This window comes from Sporosarcina sp. P12(2017) (genome assembly GCF_002743035.1).
Taxonomy (GTDB): domain Bacteria; phylum Bacillota; class Bacilli; order Bacillales_A; family Planococcaceae; genus Sporosarcina; species Sporosarcina ureae.
In genome coordinates, this window is record NZ_PDYL01000002.1 from 88435 (window position 1) to 108173 (window position 19739).

At 40.2% G+C, this 19739-nt stretch carries 19 protein-coding genes and 1 pseudogene; all 20 read right to left on the bottom strand.

All coding sequences use genetic code 11. The features are described 5' to 3' along the window. Nucleotides 1-59: 59 nt before the first annotated feature. The 20 genes and pseudogenes from CSV80_RS01860 to flhA all read right to left on the bottom strand — a co-directional run bounded on the left by CSV80_RS01860 (nt 60) and on the right by flhA (nt 19716). Nucleotides 60-1754: a proline--tRNA ligase gene (locus CSV80_RS01860; RefSeq protein WP_099669492.1), complete on the bottom strand. Its 1695-nt coding sequence runs from the start codon at nt 1752-1754 to the stop codon at nt 60-62. Nucleotides 1755-1772: 18 nt separating this feature from the next. Next, nucleotides 1773-3032: an RIP metalloprotease RseP gene (rseP, locus tag CSV80_RS01865; RefSeq protein WP_029053174.1), complete on the bottom strand. Its 1260-nt coding sequence runs from the start codon at nt 3030-3032 to the stop codon at nt 1773-1775. A 36-nt stretch (nt 3033-3068) separates the two neighbouring features. Beyond that, nucleotides 3069-4223 (bottom strand): 1-deoxy-D-xylulose-5-phosphate reductoisomerase, encoded by a 1155-nt coding sequence (gene dxr, locus CSV80_RS01870; RefSeq protein ID WP_099669373.1) that lies wholly within the window; start codon nt 4221-4223, stop codon nt 3069-3071. Between the two features lie 19 nt (nt 4224-4242). After that, nucleotides 4243-5037: a phosphatidate cytidylyltransferase gene (locus CSV80_RS01875; RefSeq protein ID WP_029053176.1), complete on the bottom strand. Its 795-nt coding sequence runs from the start codon at nt 5035-5037 to the stop codon at nt 4243-4245. Continuing rightward, nucleotides 5034-5825 (bottom strand): undecaprenyl pyrophosphate synthase, encoded by a 792-nt coding sequence (locus CSV80_RS01880; RefSeq protein WP_099669374.1) that lies wholly within the window; start codon nt 5823-5825, stop codon nt 5034-5036. The genes CSV80_RS01875 and CSV80_RS01880 overlap by 4 nt, the downstream gene beginning before the upstream one ends. Before the next feature lie 132 nt (nt 5826-5957). Continuing rightward, the gene (gene frr, locus CSV80_RS01885) at nt 5958-6515 is read right to left on the bottom strand and encodes a ribosome recycling factor (RefSeq protein ID WP_099669375.1); all 558 of its coding nucleotides are present in this window, start codon (nt 6513-6515) and stop codon (nt 5958-5960) included. After that, nucleotides 6512-7240 carry a UMP kinase gene (gene pyrH / locus CSV80_RS01890; protein WP_029053179.1) on the bottom strand — a complete coding sequence of 243 codons (729 nt, stop codon included), beginning with the start codon at nt 7238-7240 and terminating at the stop codon, nt 6512-6514. The genes frr and pyrH overlap by 4 nt, the downstream gene beginning before the upstream one ends. Before the next feature lie 79 nt (nt 7241-7319). After that, complete coding sequence (gene tsf, locus CSV80_RS01895; RefSeq protein WP_029053180.1) at nt 7320-8207, bottom strand: translation elongation factor Ts; 888 nt, start codon at nt 8205-8207, stop codon at nt 7320-7322. Between the two features lie 98 nt (nt 8208-8305). Further along, complete coding sequence (rpsB, locus tag CSV80_RS01900; protein ID WP_029053181.1) at nt 8306-9043, bottom strand: 30S ribosomal protein S2; 738 nt, start codon at nt 9041-9043, stop codon at nt 8306-8308. 154 nt (nt 9044-9197) lie between these two features. After that, on the bottom strand, nt 9198-9710 hold the full coding sequence (locus tag CSV80_RS01905; protein ID WP_099669376.1) for a helix-turn-helix domain-containing protein: 513 nt from the start codon (nt 9708-9710) through the stop codon (nt 9198-9200). 4 nt (nt 9711-9714) lie between these two features. Continuing rightward, nucleotides 9715-10011 carry an RNA polymerase subunit sigma gene (locus CSV80_RS17725; protein WP_233201490.1) on the bottom strand — a complete coding sequence of 99 codons (297 nt, stop codon included), beginning with the start codon at nt 10009-10011 and terminating at the stop codon, nt 9715-9717. Beyond that, on the bottom strand, nt 10008-10784 hold the full coding sequence (locus CSV80_RS01915) for a FliA/WhiG family RNA polymerase sigma factor (RefSeq protein WP_099669377.1): 777 nt from the start codon (nt 10782-10784) through the stop codon (nt 10008-10010). Before CSV80_RS01915 ends, CSV80_RS17725 begins: the two co-directional genes overlap by 4 nt. Before the next feature lie 116 nt (nt 10785-10900). Further along, the gene (locus tag CSV80_RS01920; protein ID WP_029053185.1) at nt 10901-11395 is read right to left on the bottom strand and encodes a chemotaxis protein CheD; all 495 of its coding nucleotides are present in this window, start codon (nt 11393-11395) and stop codon (nt 10901-10903) included. Next, a complete protein-coding gene (locus CSV80_RS01925; protein WP_029053186.1) occupies nt 11396-12028 on the bottom strand; it encodes a chemotaxis protein CheC in 633 nt (210 codons plus the stop codon). Further along, the gene (locus CSV80_RS01930) at nt 12018-12485 is read right to left on the bottom strand and encodes a chemotaxis protein CheW (RefSeq protein WP_099669378.1); all 468 of its coding nucleotides are present in this window, start codon (nt 12483-12485) and stop codon (nt 12018-12020) included. The genes CSV80_RS01925 and CSV80_RS01930 overlap by 11 nt, the downstream gene beginning before the upstream one ends. Nucleotides 12486-12498: 13 nt before the next feature. Further along, the gene (locus CSV80_RS01935) at nt 12499-14568 is read right to left on the bottom strand and encodes a chemotaxis protein CheA (protein WP_099669379.1); all 2070 of its coding nucleotides are present in this window, start codon (nt 14566-14568) and stop codon (nt 12499-12501) included. Between the two features lie 15 nt (nt 14569-14583). Beyond that, nucleotides 14584-15662, bottom strand: a pseudogene (locus CSV80_RS17730) (protein-glutamate methylesterase/protein-glutamine glutaminase). A gap of 52 nt (nt 15663-15714) precedes the next feature. Further along, nucleotides 15715-16581, bottom strand: a complete 867-nt coding sequence (locus CSV80_RS01950) for a MinD/ParA family protein (RefSeq protein ID WP_099669381.1) — start codon at nt 16579-16581, stop codon at nt 15715-15717. Beyond that, nucleotides 16574-17686, bottom strand: a complete 1113-nt coding sequence (flhF, locus tag CSV80_RS01955; RefSeq protein WP_099669382.1) for a flagellar biosynthesis GTPase FlhF — start codon at nt 17684-17686, stop codon at nt 16574-16576. The genes CSV80_RS01950 and flhF overlap by 8 nt, the downstream gene beginning before the upstream one ends. After that, nucleotides 17686-19716, bottom strand: a complete 2031-nt coding sequence (gene flhA / locus CSV80_RS01960; RefSeq protein WP_099669383.1) for a flagellar biosynthesis protein FlhA — start codon at nt 19714-19716, stop codon at nt 17686-17688. The genes flhF and flhA overlap by 1 nt, the downstream gene beginning before the upstream one ends. Between the last annotated feature and the right edge of the window lie 23 nt (nt 19717-19739).

Here is a 19739-nt window from a genome sequence, read left to right on the forward strand (position 1 = left end):
ATTCCTCCGTTCTATCGCGAAAAAAAGGGAAGTACCGTTAACGGACTCCCCTTCTTGGATTAATCTGCACTAAAGAAGGATTGAAGCTTTTCCAACACTTCTTCCTTTTGCCAATCTATTGATTCACCACTGTGGCGGTACATGACTTCCACAATTCCCTCGTTAGCTCTCTTACCAATTATAATGCGGACTGGCAAACCGATCAAGTCAGCATCAGCGAATTTCACGCCCGCTCGTTCAGCACGATCGTCATACAACACATCGTATCGATAAGACTCTAGAACTGCATATAACTCATCAGCCAGCTGCGTTTGAACCTCATCCTTGACATTCATTGTAATCATATGAATATCGAATGGTGCTAAATGCTTCGGCCACTTCAAGCCTTTTTCATCATTGAACTGCTCGGCTATTGTAGCCAGTAAACGAGAGATTCCTAGGCTATAACTTCCCATAATGAAAGGCTTTGTTCTGCCATGTTCATTGAGGAATGTTCCTTTCATCTGCTCACTGAAAATGGTACCAAGTTTACGGAGATGGCCTACACCTATTCCTTCAGTGAATTTAATCGTACCCATTCCATCAGGAGAAGCATCTCCTTCTTGAACGAAGCGGATATCCACATAATCATCAATAGCAAAATCACGTTCCGGATTGACGTTCAACAAGTGATAGTCATCAATGTTCGCTCCTGCCACTACGTTGACCATTGCTTTGACAGCATGATCTGCATATACCCTTACACCAATCGGTAGTTTCACAGGACCTATCGAACCGGTATGACAGCCTAGTAATTCTTCAATCTGTTGTTCTGTTGCCAGCTCCATATGTTTTACGTTTAAAAAACGCTTCAATTTATATTCATTTACACAATGATCGCCTCGACATACTACCATGACAAAATCATTGTCCACTTTATACACCAATGATTTGATAATACGCTCAGGTTTAACGGATAAAAATGAAGCGAGATCTTCAATAGTACGTTGATTCGGAGTGGAGATTTTTATCATCTCCAACTGTTTTTCGTTTGGTGTTTCGTAATCTACGTGAACTTCAGCAAACTCCATATTTGCAGCGTAGGAAGAACTATCGCTATATGCGATTCGGTCTTCCCCGTTTTCAGTTAACGCTATGAACTCATGAGAACCTGTTCCACCATCCGATATCACCATGCGGAAATGCATACCAAGACGGGTTAACATATTGGTGTATGCTTGCATGACTTCCAAATACTTTTCATCCAAACTCTCTTCCGTTGAATGGAATGAGTAGGCGTCTTTTCTTATGAATTCTCTGCTATGCAGTAGACCAGCACGCGGTTTTATTTCGTCGCGAAATTTTGTTTTGATTTGAAATATGGTTAATGGTAACTTTTTATACGATCGAACTTCATCACGCAGTAAGTCAATGATCGCTTCTTCATCACTCGAACTCAATGCCAATTGATTGGTCTGTCTGTCAGCGACGTGGAACATTTCCTTACCGTATGAATCCCACCGTTCGGTTTCTTTTAGAATACTCGAGCTTTGCAATGCTGGTAAAGAAATTTCTATCCCTTCAATGGCTTCCATTTCTTGACGGATTATCGCTTCGATTTTTCTGAACACTCTTTGTGCAAGAGTTAAATATGTGTAAACACCATTGGCATTCTGTCGGATATAACCTGCACGCAACAACAATTGATGTGAACGCATCTCTATATCGGATGGATTTTCACGCATTGTGGGTATAAATGTTTTCGATTGTTTCATCATATACATCCACCTTTTTTAGAAGAAAAATCGTTGTATATCATTCCATGTCACAACAAGCATCAAAACCATTAATAACATGATACCTACAAAATGCACCATGCCTTCTTTTTGTTTATCAATCGGTTTACCCCGTAAGCCTTCAAATAGGAAGAACAACAGCCTTCCGCCGTCTAATGCAGGTAATGGCAGTAAGTTCATGATCCCTAGATTAATACTTAGCACAGCGCCCCAATTCATTAAATTGAAAATGCCGTGTTGAGCAACCTCTTCTGTCGCTTTATAGATACCTACAGGACCAGACAACGCGTCTATTGTGAACTGGCCTGTAACTAGCATACCTAATAATTCAAAGATCTTCACAGTCCACGTGTATGTTTGTTCGGCACCGAACACTATGGATTTAATAAACCCTTTTTCCAATGGACTTGAATACATCACACCAATTTGACCGAATTCCTGTCCCGCATCTTCCACTGTATCAGGTACTACGTCTAAAATTACTTGCTTACCTGCTCGATCGACTTCTATAGACATCGGAACTCCGGCACTTTTTTGAATCGCTTCAGAAAACTTCAGCCAAGAATCAATTGACTTACCGTCAACTGCTGTGACTAAGTCATCTTTTTTCATTCCAGCCATCTCTGCAGGCGTATCCGGTTTCACTTCTGAGATGATCGGTTCATTGGTTGGTACGCCATTCATTAACCCAAGAGCTAGGAATATGAAAAATGCCAAGATGAAATTGAACAACGGTCCTGCAAAAATTGCCAACGCCCTGCTCCCCAATGACTTGGATTCAAACTGACGATCGTAGGGAGCAATTAATGTCTCTTGCCCTTTTTCGATGATCATAGCCGTTCTGGAGATTTTCAGATGAACCAATTGTCCATCTTCATCATATCCTTCAATATATAATTCTTTGTCTAGATCCGACTTCTCTACTTCCACGTTTAAAATATTCGGATTGGAAACATTTCGATTCAAGTAAATCTTTTCTATTTCGTCTTGAGCATTCAATAATAAACCTACGCGGTAACCTGGCTGTAATTCGACTGTATCGAAATCTTCACCAGCCATCCGTACATATCCTCCTAAAGGTAACAGGCGGATTGTGTATTGCGTTTCACCTTTACGAACGGCTAAAATTTTAGGTCCCATTCCGATAGCGAACTCTCGAACCATGATGCCAGCCTTCTTAGCAAACAAGAAATGGCCAAACTCATGAAATGCTACAAGTGTCCCGAATATTACTATAAACGCAATAACCGTTTCCATTCAGTAACCACCTTCACCGGCTGTAACAGCCTGAAATTAATCTTTATACTTAACTATACCATAGACTCTTTTTCGCGTATCGCGATCTGTCTCCAAAATTTCTTCCAAATTAGGATTTTGAATAGTTTGATGTTGCTGCATCATCTGTTCAATAATTTCTTCGATTTGCATGAAGGAAATATGACCTTCCATGAACAGTTGAACCGCCACTTCATTGGCCGCATTCATCGCTGTAGGCATAGTGCCCCCTTCCCTACCTGCATCATATGCAAGTGACAAGGCTTTAAATCGGTCATAATCCATTTTTTCAAAATGTAATTTGCCGATTTCATCAAGACGAAGACGTTTAGCATCAGCCATTGGAATACGATCCGGATATGTTAGTGCGTATTGAATCGGAACACGCATATCAGGTGAACCTAGTTGTGCCATGACGCTTGTATCTTCAAATTCCACCATCGAGTGGATAATACTTTCTTTATGTAGTAGACATTCTATCTGATCATATGGCATCGCAAATAAATGATGTGCTTCTATCACTTCTAACCCTTTGTTCATCATCGTTGCCGAATCAATAGTTAATTTATTACCCATCGACCAGTTGGGATGGGCGAGTGCTTGTTCCACTGTAACGTTCTGAAGTTGATCTCGCGTATAGTCCCTAAAACTCCCACCGGATGCTGTTAATATCAAGTTTGTGATACGTTTCGGATTCTCGCCAACTAATGACTGGAATAATGCAGAGTGTTCACTGTCTACTGGGACAAGTGGGACATTATAACGTCGTGCCGCTTCCATGACTAAATTCCCTGCAGCTACCAGCGTTTCTTTATTAGCTATAGCAATCGTCATGCCGGCTTTAATCGCAGCGAGTGTCGGTCTCAGTCCTACACTTCCGATGACCGAGTTCAGCAAAATGTCTGCTTCCATTCCAACCGCCGCTTCAATAAGTCCTTCGTCGCCATGAACAAATTGAACTTCAGGAAACTCATTTTGTAAGCGCACAGCATCGGCTTCTTTCAAAACAGAAACTAATTTCGGATGAAATCTTGTAATGATTTCACTTACTTTTTGAATGTTTCTTCCTGCCGACATTGCCGTTAACTCAAAGCGATCAGGATGAGCCGCAATAATGCTTAATGTCTGAGTACCTATAGAACCCGTAGCACCAAGCAAATTGATTTTCTTCATATTATGAACTTCCTTTCCATTATCCTATGAATTGAACAAAATGAAGCAATGGGAGTACAAATAGTAAGCTGTCAAATCGGTCCATAATACCACCATGACCAGGCAATAGCTTTCCTGAATCTTTTACGTTATAGAAACGTTTCAGTGCAGATTCAACTAAGTCTCCCATTTGACCTACAATGGATGCCACTATTGTTATGATAATGAATGACACGTATGACGTAGCGATAGGGTAAAACATATTAAAAATTAGCGTAATCACGATCGCAGAGATTATCCCCCCAATAAATCCTTCAATCGTTTTATTAGGTGAGATATCCGGCCAGAGTTTTCGTTTACCAATTTTACGTCCGACAAAATACGCACCCGAATCTGTTGACCAGATGATAAGTAACGCATAGCCTATGTACTCTAAACCAAATAAACGAGTTTCAATTAAATAATAGAATCCAATACCAACATACAGCGCACTAATTGCACTGAAAGCAATATCTTCGAATGTCCATTTATTTTTCATTACTACAGTATAAACCAATAACAATAATATCAATACATAGATCATTTCAAGCTTCTCTAATCTCATGGCACTTTCTACCTGTTCTGTCCATCTAGATGGAAGTAGAATGACGAGTAGTAGTAACCAAGAGATAAATCCACCGACAGAAAAAATGGACATATTACGCATGCGTAGTAGTTCGTATAAGCCAATCGTAGATATTGCAAAAATCATCATAATAAATGGCAATCCACCGACGATAATTAAAGGCACAAAAAATGCAAGAGCTACAATTGCGGTGATGATTCTTTGCTTCATCTTTTCTGATCTCCTTCCAAGCTTCCAAAGCGTCGATCCCTTTTTTGGAAATCTTCAATTGCCTGTAAAAAGCAGTCTTCATCGTAATCTGGCCATAATACATCCGTGAAAATAAATTCTGCATAGGCTAGTTGCCATAGCATAAAATTAGACAGACGCACTTCGCCGCTTGTGCGAATCAGTAAGTCGGGGTCTGGTAAGTGCGCAGTCATTAGCTTGGAATCAATTGAACTTTCATTCACTTCATCCACTTTTAATGTTCCAGCAGCCACTTCTTCTGCCAATTCTTTCATTGCATGAACTAGTTCCACTCTACTTCCATAATTCATCGCAAAATTCAAAACCAAACCTTTGTTATCTTTAGTTTGCTCTATTGCTTTCATAATCGCATTCTTTGTATGACTCGGAAGTGCATCCATATCTCCTATCATCTCTACTTTGATACCTTTTTCCATTAGCTCAGGTAAATACGTATTGAGGAACTCGCCCGGAAGGTTCATCAAAAAGTCAATTTCTATCCTAGGCCTCTTCCAGTTTTCAGTAGAAAATGCGTAAAGAGTGAGTGCTTTCACACCCATAGCGTTTGCAAAATTGGTGATCTGACGAACAGTCTTCATTCCTTCGTGATGACCAGCAATTCGTGGCATTTTACGTTGCTTTGCCCATCTTCCGTTTCCATCCATGATAATCGCCACATGGTTAGGAATTTGTCTATTTTTAACAGCTTCCATCCGTTCGTCCAACAACTGAATGTCTGCCGTTTTTTTTCGCATTAGTTTTTTAAGCATAGCGTTCCCCCACTTGGCTCTATTCGGATACTCCTACTGACTATCCTACCAAATTGCATGGTAAATAGCATGCAAAAGAAAGAAAAGAGCGTCCTAAAAGTAGGACGCTCCTCCTTATAGAAAGTTCTGTACTCAGATTTCCAAGATTTCGTTTTCTTTATCTTTTGCTGTTTGATCAATTTTTTCGATAAACTCATCCGTCAGTTTTTGTACTTGTTCGTTATAACGGCGTAATTCATCTTCAGTAATTTCTGCATCTTTTTCAAGTTTCTTCAAGTCTTCATTGCTGTCGCGGCGTACATTTCGTATCGCTACTTTTGCATCTTCCGCTTCACGTTTTACATCTTTCACCAATTCTTTACGGCGTTCTTCTGTAAGTGCAGGTACAGCTAGACGAATAACTGATCCATCGTTAGAAGGCGTAATACCGATATCTGATTTCATGATAGCCTTTTCGATTTCACTGATTGTAGTCTTATCATATGGTTGAACGACTAACAAACGTGGCTCTGGCACCGAGATTCCAGCCATTTGATTTAGTGGCGTAGGAGCTCCGTAATATATAACGGAAATTCTGTCTAATAAGCTCGCGTTAGCTCTTCCAGCACGGATAGATGCCAATTGTCTTGAATAGGCGCTATGTGCTTTATCCATACGTTCTTTCGTCTGATTCATCACTTCTTTTGTCATTGCTTATTCCTCCTGACGACCGTCCCGATTTCATCACCAAGTACGGCTTTTTTAATATTACCATTATCCATAATTGAGAATACTACGAGTGGGATATCATTGTCCATACATAGAGTCGAAGCAGTCGAATCCATTACTTCAAGCCCTTGACTTATCACTTCAAGATAGGACAGTTCTAAGTATTTTGTAGCTGTTGAATCTTTCATCGGATCGGCCGAATACACACCGTCTACGTTGTTCTTCGCCATTAAAATGACATCCGCTTCGATTTCAGCAGCACGTAAAGCGGCTGTTGTATCTGTAGAAAAATAAGGGTTTCCAGTTCCTGCTGCAAATATTACGACACGCTTTTTTTCTAGATGACGAATTGCTTTCCGGCGTATGTAAGGTTCAGCAACTTGTCTCATGTCAATAGAAGACATGACTCGAGTTTCTGTTCCTAGTTTTTCAAGAGCATCTTGAAGAGCAAGAGAGTTCATAACCGTTGCAAGCATTCCCATGTAGTCAGCTGTTGTACGGTCCATTCCCATTTCACTTCCGACTTTCCCTCGCCAAATGTTACCGCCACCTACTACTACTGCTACTTCTACACCAAGCTCTACTAACTCTTCCACTTGGCTTGCAACCGATTTAACAACCTCCGGAGACAATCCGTAGCCTTGTTCTCCAGCTAATGCTTCTCCACTCAATTTTAACACGATGCGTTTATATATTGGAATACTCATGTTGGCCCTCCTGCAATTTCCTATTCTCAAAAAAGAGGAACACATGATGGATGTGCCCCTCTGTACGATTGGATTATACTTAGTTACCTTTTACTTGGCTCATTACTTCGTCAGCAAAGTTATCTTCACGCTTTTCAATACCTTCGCCTACTTCATAACGAATGAACTCTACTAATGTTCCGCCAGTTGTCTTCACGAAATCGCGAACCTTTTGATCAGAATTCTTAACGAAAGCTTGATCTAAGACACAGATTTCCTCGAAGTATTTACCTAGGCGTCCTTCTACCATTTTCGCTACGATGTTTTCTGGCTTGCCTTCATTCAAAGCTTGCTCAGTCAAAATGTTACGCTCTTTTTCCACTTCGTCAGCAGATACTTCGTCGCGTGAAATGTATTTCGGGTTCATTGCTGCGATATGCATTGCTACATCTTTCGCTGCATCAGAATCTGTTGAACCTTCAAGAACAGTCAACACTGCAATTCGCCCACCCATGTGTAGGTATGGACCGAAAGCATCTTGATCTGTCTTCTCACGGATTTCAAAACGACGAAGAGTAATTTTCTCTCCGATTTTAGCTACTGCGTTTGAAATATGTTCAGACACAGTTAAACCATTTTCTAATTTCGCTACGTTAGCTTCTTCTACTGAAGCAGGTTTCGTAGCAAGTAAGAACTCAGAAATTTCCTTAACAAGTGTTTGGAAACCTTCGTTTTTCGCTACGAAGTCTGTCTCAGCATTCACTTCAAGAATAACTGCTTCGTTACCTTGAATTAGAATGTTTGCTACACCTTCAGCTGCAATACGATCAGCTTTCTTCGCTGCACTTGAAAGACCTTTCTCACGCATATATTCCATTGCTGCGTCCATATCCCCATCTACTTTAGTCAATGCTTTTTTGCAGTCCATCATACCTGCGCCTGTTTTTTCACGAAGTTCTTTAACCATTTGGGCTGTAATTGTTGCCATTTGACAATTCCTCCTATTAAATATCATTTGAAGTTGCTTATTGCTTTAAAAAGAGACGATAAGGGGTACGCCACTTATCGTCTCATCATTTACTCATTTCAGTCTGCAGTAACAGTTGCTGTTTCGTTTACTGTTTCAGCTACTTCGTCGTCTTCACCTTGACGGGATTCAATCAAAGCATCTGCCATTTTGCTTGTAAGTAAACGTACTGCGCGGATTGCATCGTCGTTCGCAGGAATGACATAATCGATTTCGTCCGGATCACAGTTAGTATCAACGATTCCAACGAGTGGAATATTCAATTTGATTGCTTCAGCTACCGCGATACGCTCTTTACGTGGATCCACGATAAAGATTACATCTGGCAAGCCTTTCATGTCACGGATACCGCCTAGGAATTTCACAAGACGTTCGTGTTCTTTATTTAATTGAGAAACTTCTTTTTTAGGAAGTACGTCAAACGTGCCATCCTCTTCCATTTTCTCAATAGCTTTCATACGTGCTACACGCTTTTGAATAGTACCGAAGTTAGTCAATGTTCCACCCAACCAACGTTGGTTGATGTAGTACATTCCAGCACGCTCTGCTTCTTCTTTTATAGCTTCTTGTGCTTGTTTCTTCGTACCTACGAAAAGAACTTTACCACCATCAGCACCGACTTGGCGCATGAAGTTGTAAGCTTCCTCCAATTTTTTGACCGTTTTTTGAAGGTCGATGATGTAGATGCCGTTACGCTCCACGAAGATATATTTCTTCATTTTTGGGTTCCAACGACGTGTTTGGTGTCCGAAATGTACACCAGCTTCTAGCAATTGTTTCATTGAGATTACTGACATGTTTAATTCCTCCTATTGGTTTTTTTATCCTCCGCGTACTTCCAGCGAATAAGTGACCATAATGGCACCCACTCATTCATCCGCACGCGTGTGTAGTAATACCATCTATTAAATTAACACAATCAAACGTTGTTTGCAACTACTGTGTTAAATTTCACTCAAACTTTAACAACAATTCAATTTCTGTCTTACCTTTTTTCAACTCTCTTGCAATATCCACTATTGATGTACCTTCCGCATAAAGCTGTTTCGCTTTCTGTCTGTCGTCAAGTGGTTTAGGTTGGGTTACTGGTTTCGTTTCTTTTTCATTCTTTTCGATTTCAAGCGTCTTCTGATAAGAACGTAAAGCAAAATGTACAGGAACCGGATGTGGCTTCGATTGTGGATCAGGCACTTCAAAACCTTCTGATACTGAATGCTCATTTGGCGCTAAGTTTGAAGCGTGTTTCATTTGATATTCCGTTCGTTGATTCAGTTCATGAATCAAACGATCGTTTTCTTCTTTGATTTCTCCTAAATAAGCCAATACGGATTGATCCATTTCTTTCATAAGCTGTTGTTGCTTTTTCTCCAGATTATTGAATTTCGATATTTTTAAGTACAGCAATGTCATGACCATAAATCCAATGATTTGTAAGATGAATAAGAGAGCTAGTAAAATCCCCATGATATTACCCGCTGAAATCAACAAACGAACCTTTAAACGGATGCTTGGCTTGCTGCTGTTCTTTCTCTATTTTTTCCAGATGTCGTTGAGACTCATCGTCAGGTTGCCGATCATCTCCATCCAACTTTGCATATGGATCAGATTCCATAACCGTTTCTCGGCTTTTTAGCGTTTGCTTTTCTGTTTGCATATTGGCAACGTCCTGAGCAAGTTGAGACTGTTGCTGCTTTTGCTCCGCTATTTTACCTGCTTCAAATGTTTTCGGGATTGCAATTTGAAGTTCGATAGCTTTCAAACTCATAAAATCCCTCCATCCGTAATTTCAGCCGCTAGTAGCGACCGTAACTTAAATAATGCTTTTGAATGAATTTGTGAGATCCTAGACGTAGATAGACTTAATATTTCTCCGATTTCCGTCAGCGTCATGTCTTCTTGATAAAACAAACTGAGTACCAATTGTTCATTTTCATTTAGCTCTTTGATTTTCATTATTAATTCTTCAATCAATTCACCTTTAACAGCTTGTTGTTCAGGTGTTTTCGTTTGTTCGTCCTGCAATACAAAAGTCTGATCTTGGTCATCGTCATCATTCATTTTTTCATCAATGGACAGTACATTGGCAAAATACTGCTCATGCACAGTTTGATAGACTTGATCAGTTGTAATACCTAAATGATCTGCTACTTCTTCAGGAGTCACCGTTCGCAAGAAGGATTGTTCGAGCTTACTAATTTCTTCATCCATCTTTTTAGTTTTTTCTCTCGAAGAACGTGATAACCAATCTTCTTTTCGCAAACCGTCTATAATTGTACCTCGAATCCGAAATGATGCATATGTGTCAAATTTCAAGTCACGCGATGGATCAAATTTTGTTAATGCATCGAAAAGCCCTTGGTAGCCAAGAGATTTGATTTCATCACGTGATACGTTTTTCGGCAGTCCAGCACTGATTCGTTGAACATGATAATTCACAAGCGGTGTATACATTCGAACTAACGTATCACCTGCATCAGGATCACGGTTTTCAATCCATAACTTCCACTGATGCCGTTCAGTTACATCTTGATTTGTCATCGAATTCACGCCTTTCCCGTCAGGTTCCTTCTACCGATTTTATCTCTTTATGTATAAGTATAACAAATTACAATAGATAAAGGCGACTAATGCATTAGCCGCCATCGTTCATACTGTTAAATTTCCTGCGTTCCAGCATTGACGGTGCGAATATACAGGGTACTCGTATCTGGATCAAATTCAATTGTACGACCACTCGATCCACCTGTATCCTCTGCAACAATTGGGATCGAATATCTTTTTAATTCTTTTTTTACCGCTTCTACATTACGCGGACCGATACGGATTGTATCATTTGAACCGAACTGAAACATTTGCGCACCGCCAGCAATTTTCGCTTTAATACTGAAAGGTCTAACACCTTCTGATTTTAATAACTCCAACATAGCATGGATGCCCGTATCTGCGAATTTCGCCACGTTCAGTTTTGTCGATTTACCCAACTCACTGTCAGGTAACATGACATGAACCATGCCTGCTATTTTCTTCGAAGAATCATACAGTACTACACCAACACACGATCCCAGTCCTGATGTGCGAATCGTTTGAGGAGATTTTGCAATGTTCATATCTGCAATCCCTACACGCACTACTGTTTGAACGCTTGCCATCTATAAGACACCCAACGAACTGAATATCGTGCGATAAGACGGCGGATCGGGTAACAAAAAGAAGTGGCCAGCTAAGCTCGAAACACCTTGTTTCCCTGCTTGTAAAATTTCCGTCTCAATGACGATGACTTCATCACTGTATTGAGATACTTCGATCAGGCCAAAGCTTACAATAGCACCCACCATATCTATACTTAATGAAGGTACGGTGGGATAGATGTTTAATGAAGTGAAATCAGAAAGCGCGGATAGGTAAGAACCCGACAGGATGTTTCCCAACTCTTGTAACGCAGAAGCTCCCATACCCAAATCCTCTACATCGGTAAATGTAAACGCTACGTCCCCTGTCAATTTGCGAATAAATTGTGTAGCCGATTCAATAGTCAGTACGAAAAACATCGTGCCGGTCAAATCTCCATCGATACGGAGAAAAATACCCGCCACTACTTTTTCCGTACCACCGGCTAAATCAAACATTTCATCAAATGTAACCAGTTCAACTTTAGGTACACGCATGTCAATTTTCTGACCTAGCAACTGAGATAGTGACGTTGCAGCGTGTGCTGCTCCAATATTCCCGATTTCCTTTAAGACATCCAGGTGCATTTCGGTGATGTCGTTTTTAGAATTCATCCGCATTCCCCTTCTTGATCGGTTGTAGGACTTTTTCCAAATTCAGCATGACCAACAATCGCTTCCCAACTTTCGCCACGCCTGAAATGAATTCGGATTCCACAGATCCCACTACTTCCGGTTGAGGGCCTATTGCACTTGTCGGAACATCCATTACGTCATTCGCATCATCTACAATTAATCCGACTTCTGAACCAGCATGCGAAACGATAATAATGCAACTCGTCTCATCAAACTCTTTATATTCCATATCAAACCGTTCGCGTAAGTCTACTACCGGCGTCACTACCCCACGTAAATTTAACACTCCTTTGACATAAGAAGGCATACGGGGAACACGTGTAATCGATAGTGATTTCTCGATAGATTCTACTACGTCAAGGCCAATTGCATATTCTTTATTCATCAATTGGAAGACGATCACTTTCATGTCGCTTACTTCTGTTGCTTTTGTCATGTCTCCACCTCGATTATTTAATCAATGCATTACAGTCAATAATTAATGCTACTTGACCATTTCCTAAAATCGTAGCACCAGATATCGCAAAGACACTCTGTAAATATTCGCCGAGTGATTTCAGTACAATTTCCTGTTGGCCAATAAATGAATCTACGACTAACCCAGCTAAACTTTCACCCTTACGAACAATTACAATCGATTGGAACTCATCTTCATCATTACTTCTATTCTTCATTTCAAATATATCTTTTAAGTCCACCAACGGCACAATTGTTCCACGGAAATCGATTACTGGCTGATTGTGGGCATTTAAGATATCTGCCTTTTGAATAATGGCAGTTTCAATTATGGATGACAAAGGGATGGCATAAATTTCCTCATCCAACTCTACTAACATTACCGAAATAATAGATAGAGTCAGAGGTAACTGCACCTGGAATAACGAACCTTTTCCTTCAGTGGAATCAATAGAAATATGTCCGCCAAGAGATTCGATTGTGTTTTTCACTACATCTAGACCCACACCTCGACCTGATACATCCGTAATGGAAGCCGCTGTTGAAAACCCTGAAGCTAATATCAATTCTGCTACTTGTTTATTCGTCAATGAATCGGCAGCTTCCGGACTAACAATACCACGTTCAATCGCTTTACCTACCACGCGTTCACGGTTTACACCCGCTCCATCATCTTCGAGCTCGATAAATACATGGTTACCCGAATGATAGGCACGTAATGTTACAGTTCCAATCTCTGGCTTACCATTCGCAATCCGTTCTTCTGGCATTTCGATACCGTGATCCAAAGCATTCCGAATCAAATGAACGAGTGGATCTCCAATTTCATCAATTACGGTACGATCCAACTCTGTCTCAGCTCCGATAATTTCCAAATCGATTTTTTTATTGAGGTCACGTGCTAATTGCCGAACCATTTTTGGAAATCTATTGAAGACTGTTTCGACAGGTACCATTCGCATATTTAAAATAATGTTTTGTAAGTCACCTGATACCCGTGTCATTCTTTCTACGGATTCATTCAATTCAGGGTTATGCAATTCACTGGCAATCGACTGAAGGCGACCACGGTCAATGACAAGCTCTTCAAATAAGTTCATCAAAATATCGAGTCGATCAATATTTACCCGGATGGTTTTATTGGAATTGGAAGATGTCGCCTTTTTAGTTTTAATAGTTTCCTTAGGTGCTTCTTTAGTTGTTATAGCTTTAACAACAGGCATACTGGTTGTATCTATAACTTCCAGTTCAGCATCACTATTATTCAATGGGGCTTGCTTATATTTCTGCACATACTCATCTGTGATGTGTGTAATATGTACATCTTCTATTTCAGAAACTTTCAGTACTTTTGCCTTTAAATCTTCGGCGTCTTCTTGAGTCAATAACACAATCGTAAACTTCTGATCGAAATCCTCATTTTCTAATTGTTCTACTGTAGGAATCGTTTTGATAACTTCGCCTGACTTTTCCAAGATTTCAAATGTCATGAATACCCGAGCTACTTTCAACAAGCAATCATCACGTAGTATAACTGTGATCTCTAATGCATTAAAGCCTTGCTCAGCAGATTGAGAAATAACCGTCAACTCAAACTCATCATAATGAATTCCTGTCGAAGTTACGACTTCAATTAAAGCTTCTTCAGTTGTTGCTGCAGGTTCAGTTGCTAAATCAAGTGGTTGTCCAGCTTCAATCCGATTAAGAGTGTCCACTAACTTACTGACGTCTTTTTTTCCGTCACCACCTGATTCGATGTCTTGTACCATTAGTTCGAGATCATCGACTGCTTCAAATACCACATCTAAAATTTCTGTTGTAACACTGATCTTCGAGTTTCGAATTGCATCTAGGACATTCTCCATTTTATGTGTTAAATTTGCAATGTCCTCATATCCCATTGTCGCTGACATTCCTTTAAGCGTATGTGCAGCTCTAAAAACTTCATTGACAATTGCCAGATCATCTGGATTATTCTCTAGCGCCAGCAACTGTTCACTACAAGCTTGCAAGTGTTCTTTACTCTCTTCGATGAACATGTCCAAATACTGACTTACATCCATTGTAAAGCCCCCTAGTCACTTCATATTTCCAATTATTGCTTTAGCGATCTGTTGTACATCTTTAATTTCATCGCAAAGACCTGCATCAATTATAGCTTTGGGCATTCCATATACAACGGACGTGTTTTTGGATTCCGCTATAGTAATCGTCTTACATGAAGCACGTAATAATTCCATACCTTCTTTGCCGTCATATCCCATGCCTGTCATGATCGCCGTAATATATTCTAGTTCTTTATGTGTTGATGCTGATTCTAATAACACGTTTACTGCCGGGCGATGTCCAGAACGCGGCGCTTCGTCTCCGTCCAAAACAACTTGATAACCCATTCCAAATTTCTCAAACTTCAAATGCAAGCCGCCTGGCGCGATATAAGCTGTCCCATTTTCGATCGGTTCTCCGTGTTCAGCTTCTTTAACTGTAATCTCACTCAGACCATTTAGTCGTTCGGCCAAAGATTTAGTAAATCCAGGTGGCATATGCTGGACAATCAGAATCGGATATGGAAATTCTGCCGGAAACCTTGTAATAACTTCTTGTAAGGCCCTTGGTCCACCGGTCGATGTACCTATTATAACAAACTTCTTAGCAATAAGTGTCTTTTTTTAGGTATGTTTACTGTTTGCACAGGAATTAATGGAGCTTTTCTGCTTTCATTCTCTATGTTTTGTCTGCCTGTCGTTGCTGTATGACGCTTTAGTATTGGTGTTATTTGTCGCGTCAATGTTTGAATGACTACATTTGATGCTGCAAATACTTTTTCCACAATTTCTTTTTCGATCTCATGAAGATTTAATGAAATAGCACCACCAGGTTTTGCTATCACGTCGACAGCTCCGTATTCTATCGCCAGAACTGCATTTTCTGTATTATGTTTTGTCGTACTTGATAATATCACTACAGGGATCGGCATTTGATCCATAATGAACTTTAAAGCTTCCAATCCATCCATTACAGGCATTTCAATGTCCATCGTAATGACATCTGGCTGAAGATCACGTACTTTTTCCACTGCGTCTTTGCCATTTCTAGCAATGCCGATCACTTCCATCATGGGGTGTTTATTCAACATGTCAGAAATTAACTTCCGCATAAAAGCCGAGTCATCTACAACGAGAACTCGTTTTTTCTTTGTGATGATCAAATTACACACGCCCCTTCAGAAAAACACCTTTAATTTTATCTAAGAATCCTGAGGTTTCAATAGAGGTGCACGGTTTGTGGCCGTGTATAAATGTGTCCGTAATCGCTAGCATTCGCTTGCTAACTTTTGCATTGGGATATAATTTGACGAAAGGGACTTGAGCGATTACCGCATTACGTACATGAATGTCGTCCGGTAAAAACCCTAAAACACTAGTATCTACGGATAGAAACTTTCGCATAGCTAGCTGAAGACGTGCCACGGAATCACGTCCATCTTGCTCCTTTAGAACACGGTTACTGACTATATTAATAGTTTTGCTCGCATCTTGAAGACAGATGAACTTAATCATCGAATATGCATCCGTAATAGAAGTTGGCTCCGGTGTTGCAATTAAAATAATCTCATCCATTGCCAAAATCAAATCAATTGAACTCTTCGTTGCTCCTGCTCCCATATCGAATAATATGACATCATATTCCATCTGCAAAATAGAGAATGCCTCAATTAGTCGTTCAAACATCATGTCCGACCACTCAACCACACTTTCTAGTCCAGATCCACCCGCAATAAATGCAAGATTTTCTTCAATTGGTGTCACGACATTCTGTAATTGGTGCTGATCAGTCAAATAATCTTTTAGATGATACGTTGGTGTAGCGCCAAATAATATATGAATATTACCCATTCCGATATCCATGTCTACAATTAATACTTTTTTGCCTTTCGCAACGAGTGCATATGAGAAATTAGCAGTAAAGTTCGATTTGCCTACCCCGCCTTTACCACTGACAATGGCAATTGCGCGAGCCACTGGTCGTTGACTTTTCATCATTTTTAGTCGCAGTGCTTCCGCCTGATCATGCATTTGAATCACCTGCTAATAGAAGATCCAATATTTTTTCCAAGCTGGCTTCTGCCAAGTCCTCAGGTACTTCTTGTCCATCGGTGAAGTATGCCATCCCTAAATCGTATTTCAGCATCAAATTAATAATCGACCCGACTGAATTGGTTTCATCGGTTTTGGTAAATATGAATTTTTTGATTGGAAACTTATCAAATTGTCCAATGATAGTGTTCATATCCTGTTCCTTTGACGTAGTAGATAACACAAGAAACGTTTCCATATCTAATGAAAAATCAATGAGTTTCGATAAATCATCGACATATTTTGCTTCTTTATAATTTCGTCCTGCTGTATCGATAAATATGAGATCAAGATTTTTTAACTTTTCGATTGCGGTGCAGAAGTCTTGTTCGTTATAAGCAATTTCGACTGGTGCCTGAAGTAAATTGGCGTATGTTCGTAATTGTTCAATTGCCGCAATTCGGTACGTATCGGTCGTAATAAAACCGACCTTCTTTTTTTCTTCCAATAATGCACGTGCGGCGATTTTCGCAATAGTCGTTGTTTTCCCCACACCAGTCGGGCCTAGTACATTAATAAACTTTTTCTCATATGAGATTCCGCCGAAAGGTATGTTGCGAAGACGATCACTGAACCACGTTCTAATTAATTCTATTTGCTGTTCATCAGTAAAATCGATCTTATCTTGCTTCATTCGATTGAACACTAGATTGCCAATTTCAGTGATATATTCGCTTGCCAAACCTTGCATCTGTAACTTCTTCAATATAGGTAGTAGTTCATCAGGATACTTTTCAAATGTCTGATCAACTTGTTGTATATCTTTCAGCATTTGCTTAATCTCCCGCATTTCTCGTTGTATACGTTCAACAGACTGCGGTTCTGCAACAGCTTGCACAGAACGGACTTGTGATTCATATATACGCTCAGCATTCGTTTTATCATAACTTGCAACCACTTCTACTGAACGTTTACGAAAAAGGCCCAAAAAGCCTTTTGTTTTCGTAACGTTTGAACTTAGAATGACGGCGTCGTCTCCAAAATCTTCACGGACTTTCGCCATAGCTTCGACCATAGTAGATGCTGTATACTTTTTCATTTTCATTAAATATCCACCACCCCTACACTTTGGACTTCCACTGATGCTTCCAATTCATTATAAGAGAGTATAGGTATCTGTGGGAAATACCGCTCCGTGATTTGACGTAAGTACATACGAATAGCAGGTGAACATAAAATTACAGGTGATTGGTCCAGCATAGCTACCCGTTCGACTTCTTGCGCAATTCGTTCCAAGATTAGTTGCGATTGTGATGGGTCAATGGAAAGAAAGTTCCCCTGTTCAGTCTGTTGGATACTATCAGCAATGAGTTTCTCTACTTTCCCAGAGACTGTTAGTACTTTTAACGCCCCATTACCTACAACAAATTGGCCAGTAATCTGACGTGCCAGTGATTGTCTAGCGTATTCTGTCAGTACATCCACATCAGACGTGTACTTTGAATAATCTGCGAGCGTCTCAAAAATGATCGGTAAATTGCGGACGGAAACTTGTTCGTTCAATAATTTAGCAAGCACTTTTTGTATCTCGCCAATAGATAATGGAGTCGGCGTAAGTTCATCGACCAAAATCGGATATGTTTCATGTACGTGATCTACTAGCTGCTTCGTTTCCTGACGTCCGAGTAAATCGGATGCATTGGCACGAATGACTTCAGTCAAATGTGTAGATACAACACTTGGTGGATCCACGACTGTGTAGCCCATAATTTCTGCATCTTCTTTCGCTTCTTCAGTAATCCATTTCGCTGGCAATCCAAACGACGGCTCAACAGTATCTATTCCCTCTATTAAATCTTCGCCCCCAGGACTCATAGCTAGATAATGATCTAATAATAATTCTCCCCTAGCCATTTCATTCCCCTTAATTTTGATTCGATACTCATTTGGTTGTAATTGGATATTGTCCCGGATACGAACAACCGGAATGACGAGTCCAAGTTCTATCGCCAACTGACGACGAATCATAACCACTCGATCCAGCAAATCTCCACCTTGCGTTGCATCTACAAGTGGAATGAGACCATAACCGAATTCAAACTCAATAGGGTCAACATTCAAGAGGTCCACGACATTTTCAGGTCTCTTTAATCCTTCAGTCTCTACATTTTCTTCCATCTCTAATAATTCATCTGGATCTTCATCTTCTTTACGTGACATCATAAACGCACCCATTGCGAGTGCACCTGCAATCGGAATGGTTAATACATCATTAATCGGCGTGGCCAGACCTAATAATAGAACGGTAATCGATGCTACATAAAGTAATTTTGGCTGTCCTAGTAACTGATTCGTTATGTCCGTACCTAAGTTTCCCTCTGATGCAGCACGTGTAACTACGATACCTGTCGCGGTCGAAATCAACAGGGCTGGTATTTGAGAAACAATTCCATCCCCGACAGTAAGTGTAGAGAATTGAAGTGCTGCTTCCGCAAACGGCAACCCCATCTGCACGACGCCAATAATCATACCGACCAATAAGTTGATCATAACGATAATAATCCCGGCAATGGCATCCCCTTTTACGAATTTTGTCGCACCGTCCATCGCACCATAGAAATCGGCTTCATTACTTACTTTTTCACGACGTGTGCGGGCTTCTATATCGGAAATCATTCCGGCGTTTAAGTCGGCGTCAATACTCATTTGCTTACCCGGCATTGCATCAAGCGTAAAACGTGCTGCAACTTCGGAAACACGCTCCGAACCTTTCGTTATTACAATAAACTGAATGATAATCAAAATAACAAAAACTACTAGTCCCACAATAATATTTCCACCGGTAACGAATGTACCAAATGTGTCAACTACTCCACCTGCATTACCTTCCGACAGAATCGCACGTGTTGTAGAAACGTTAAGTCCTAGACGGAATAATGTGAGTAATAATAATAGCGAGGGAAAGATCGAGAATTGTAATGCTTCCTGCATATTCATAGCAGTTAGTAAAACCATTAACCCAAGTGTGATATTGATAATAATTAAGAAACTTAATAACCAAGGTGGTAACGGGATGACAAGCATCGCAATGATCATAATAACCGCCGCGAGTACTCCTATATCTTTAAACTGCATGCCATCCCTACTTTCTTATATAA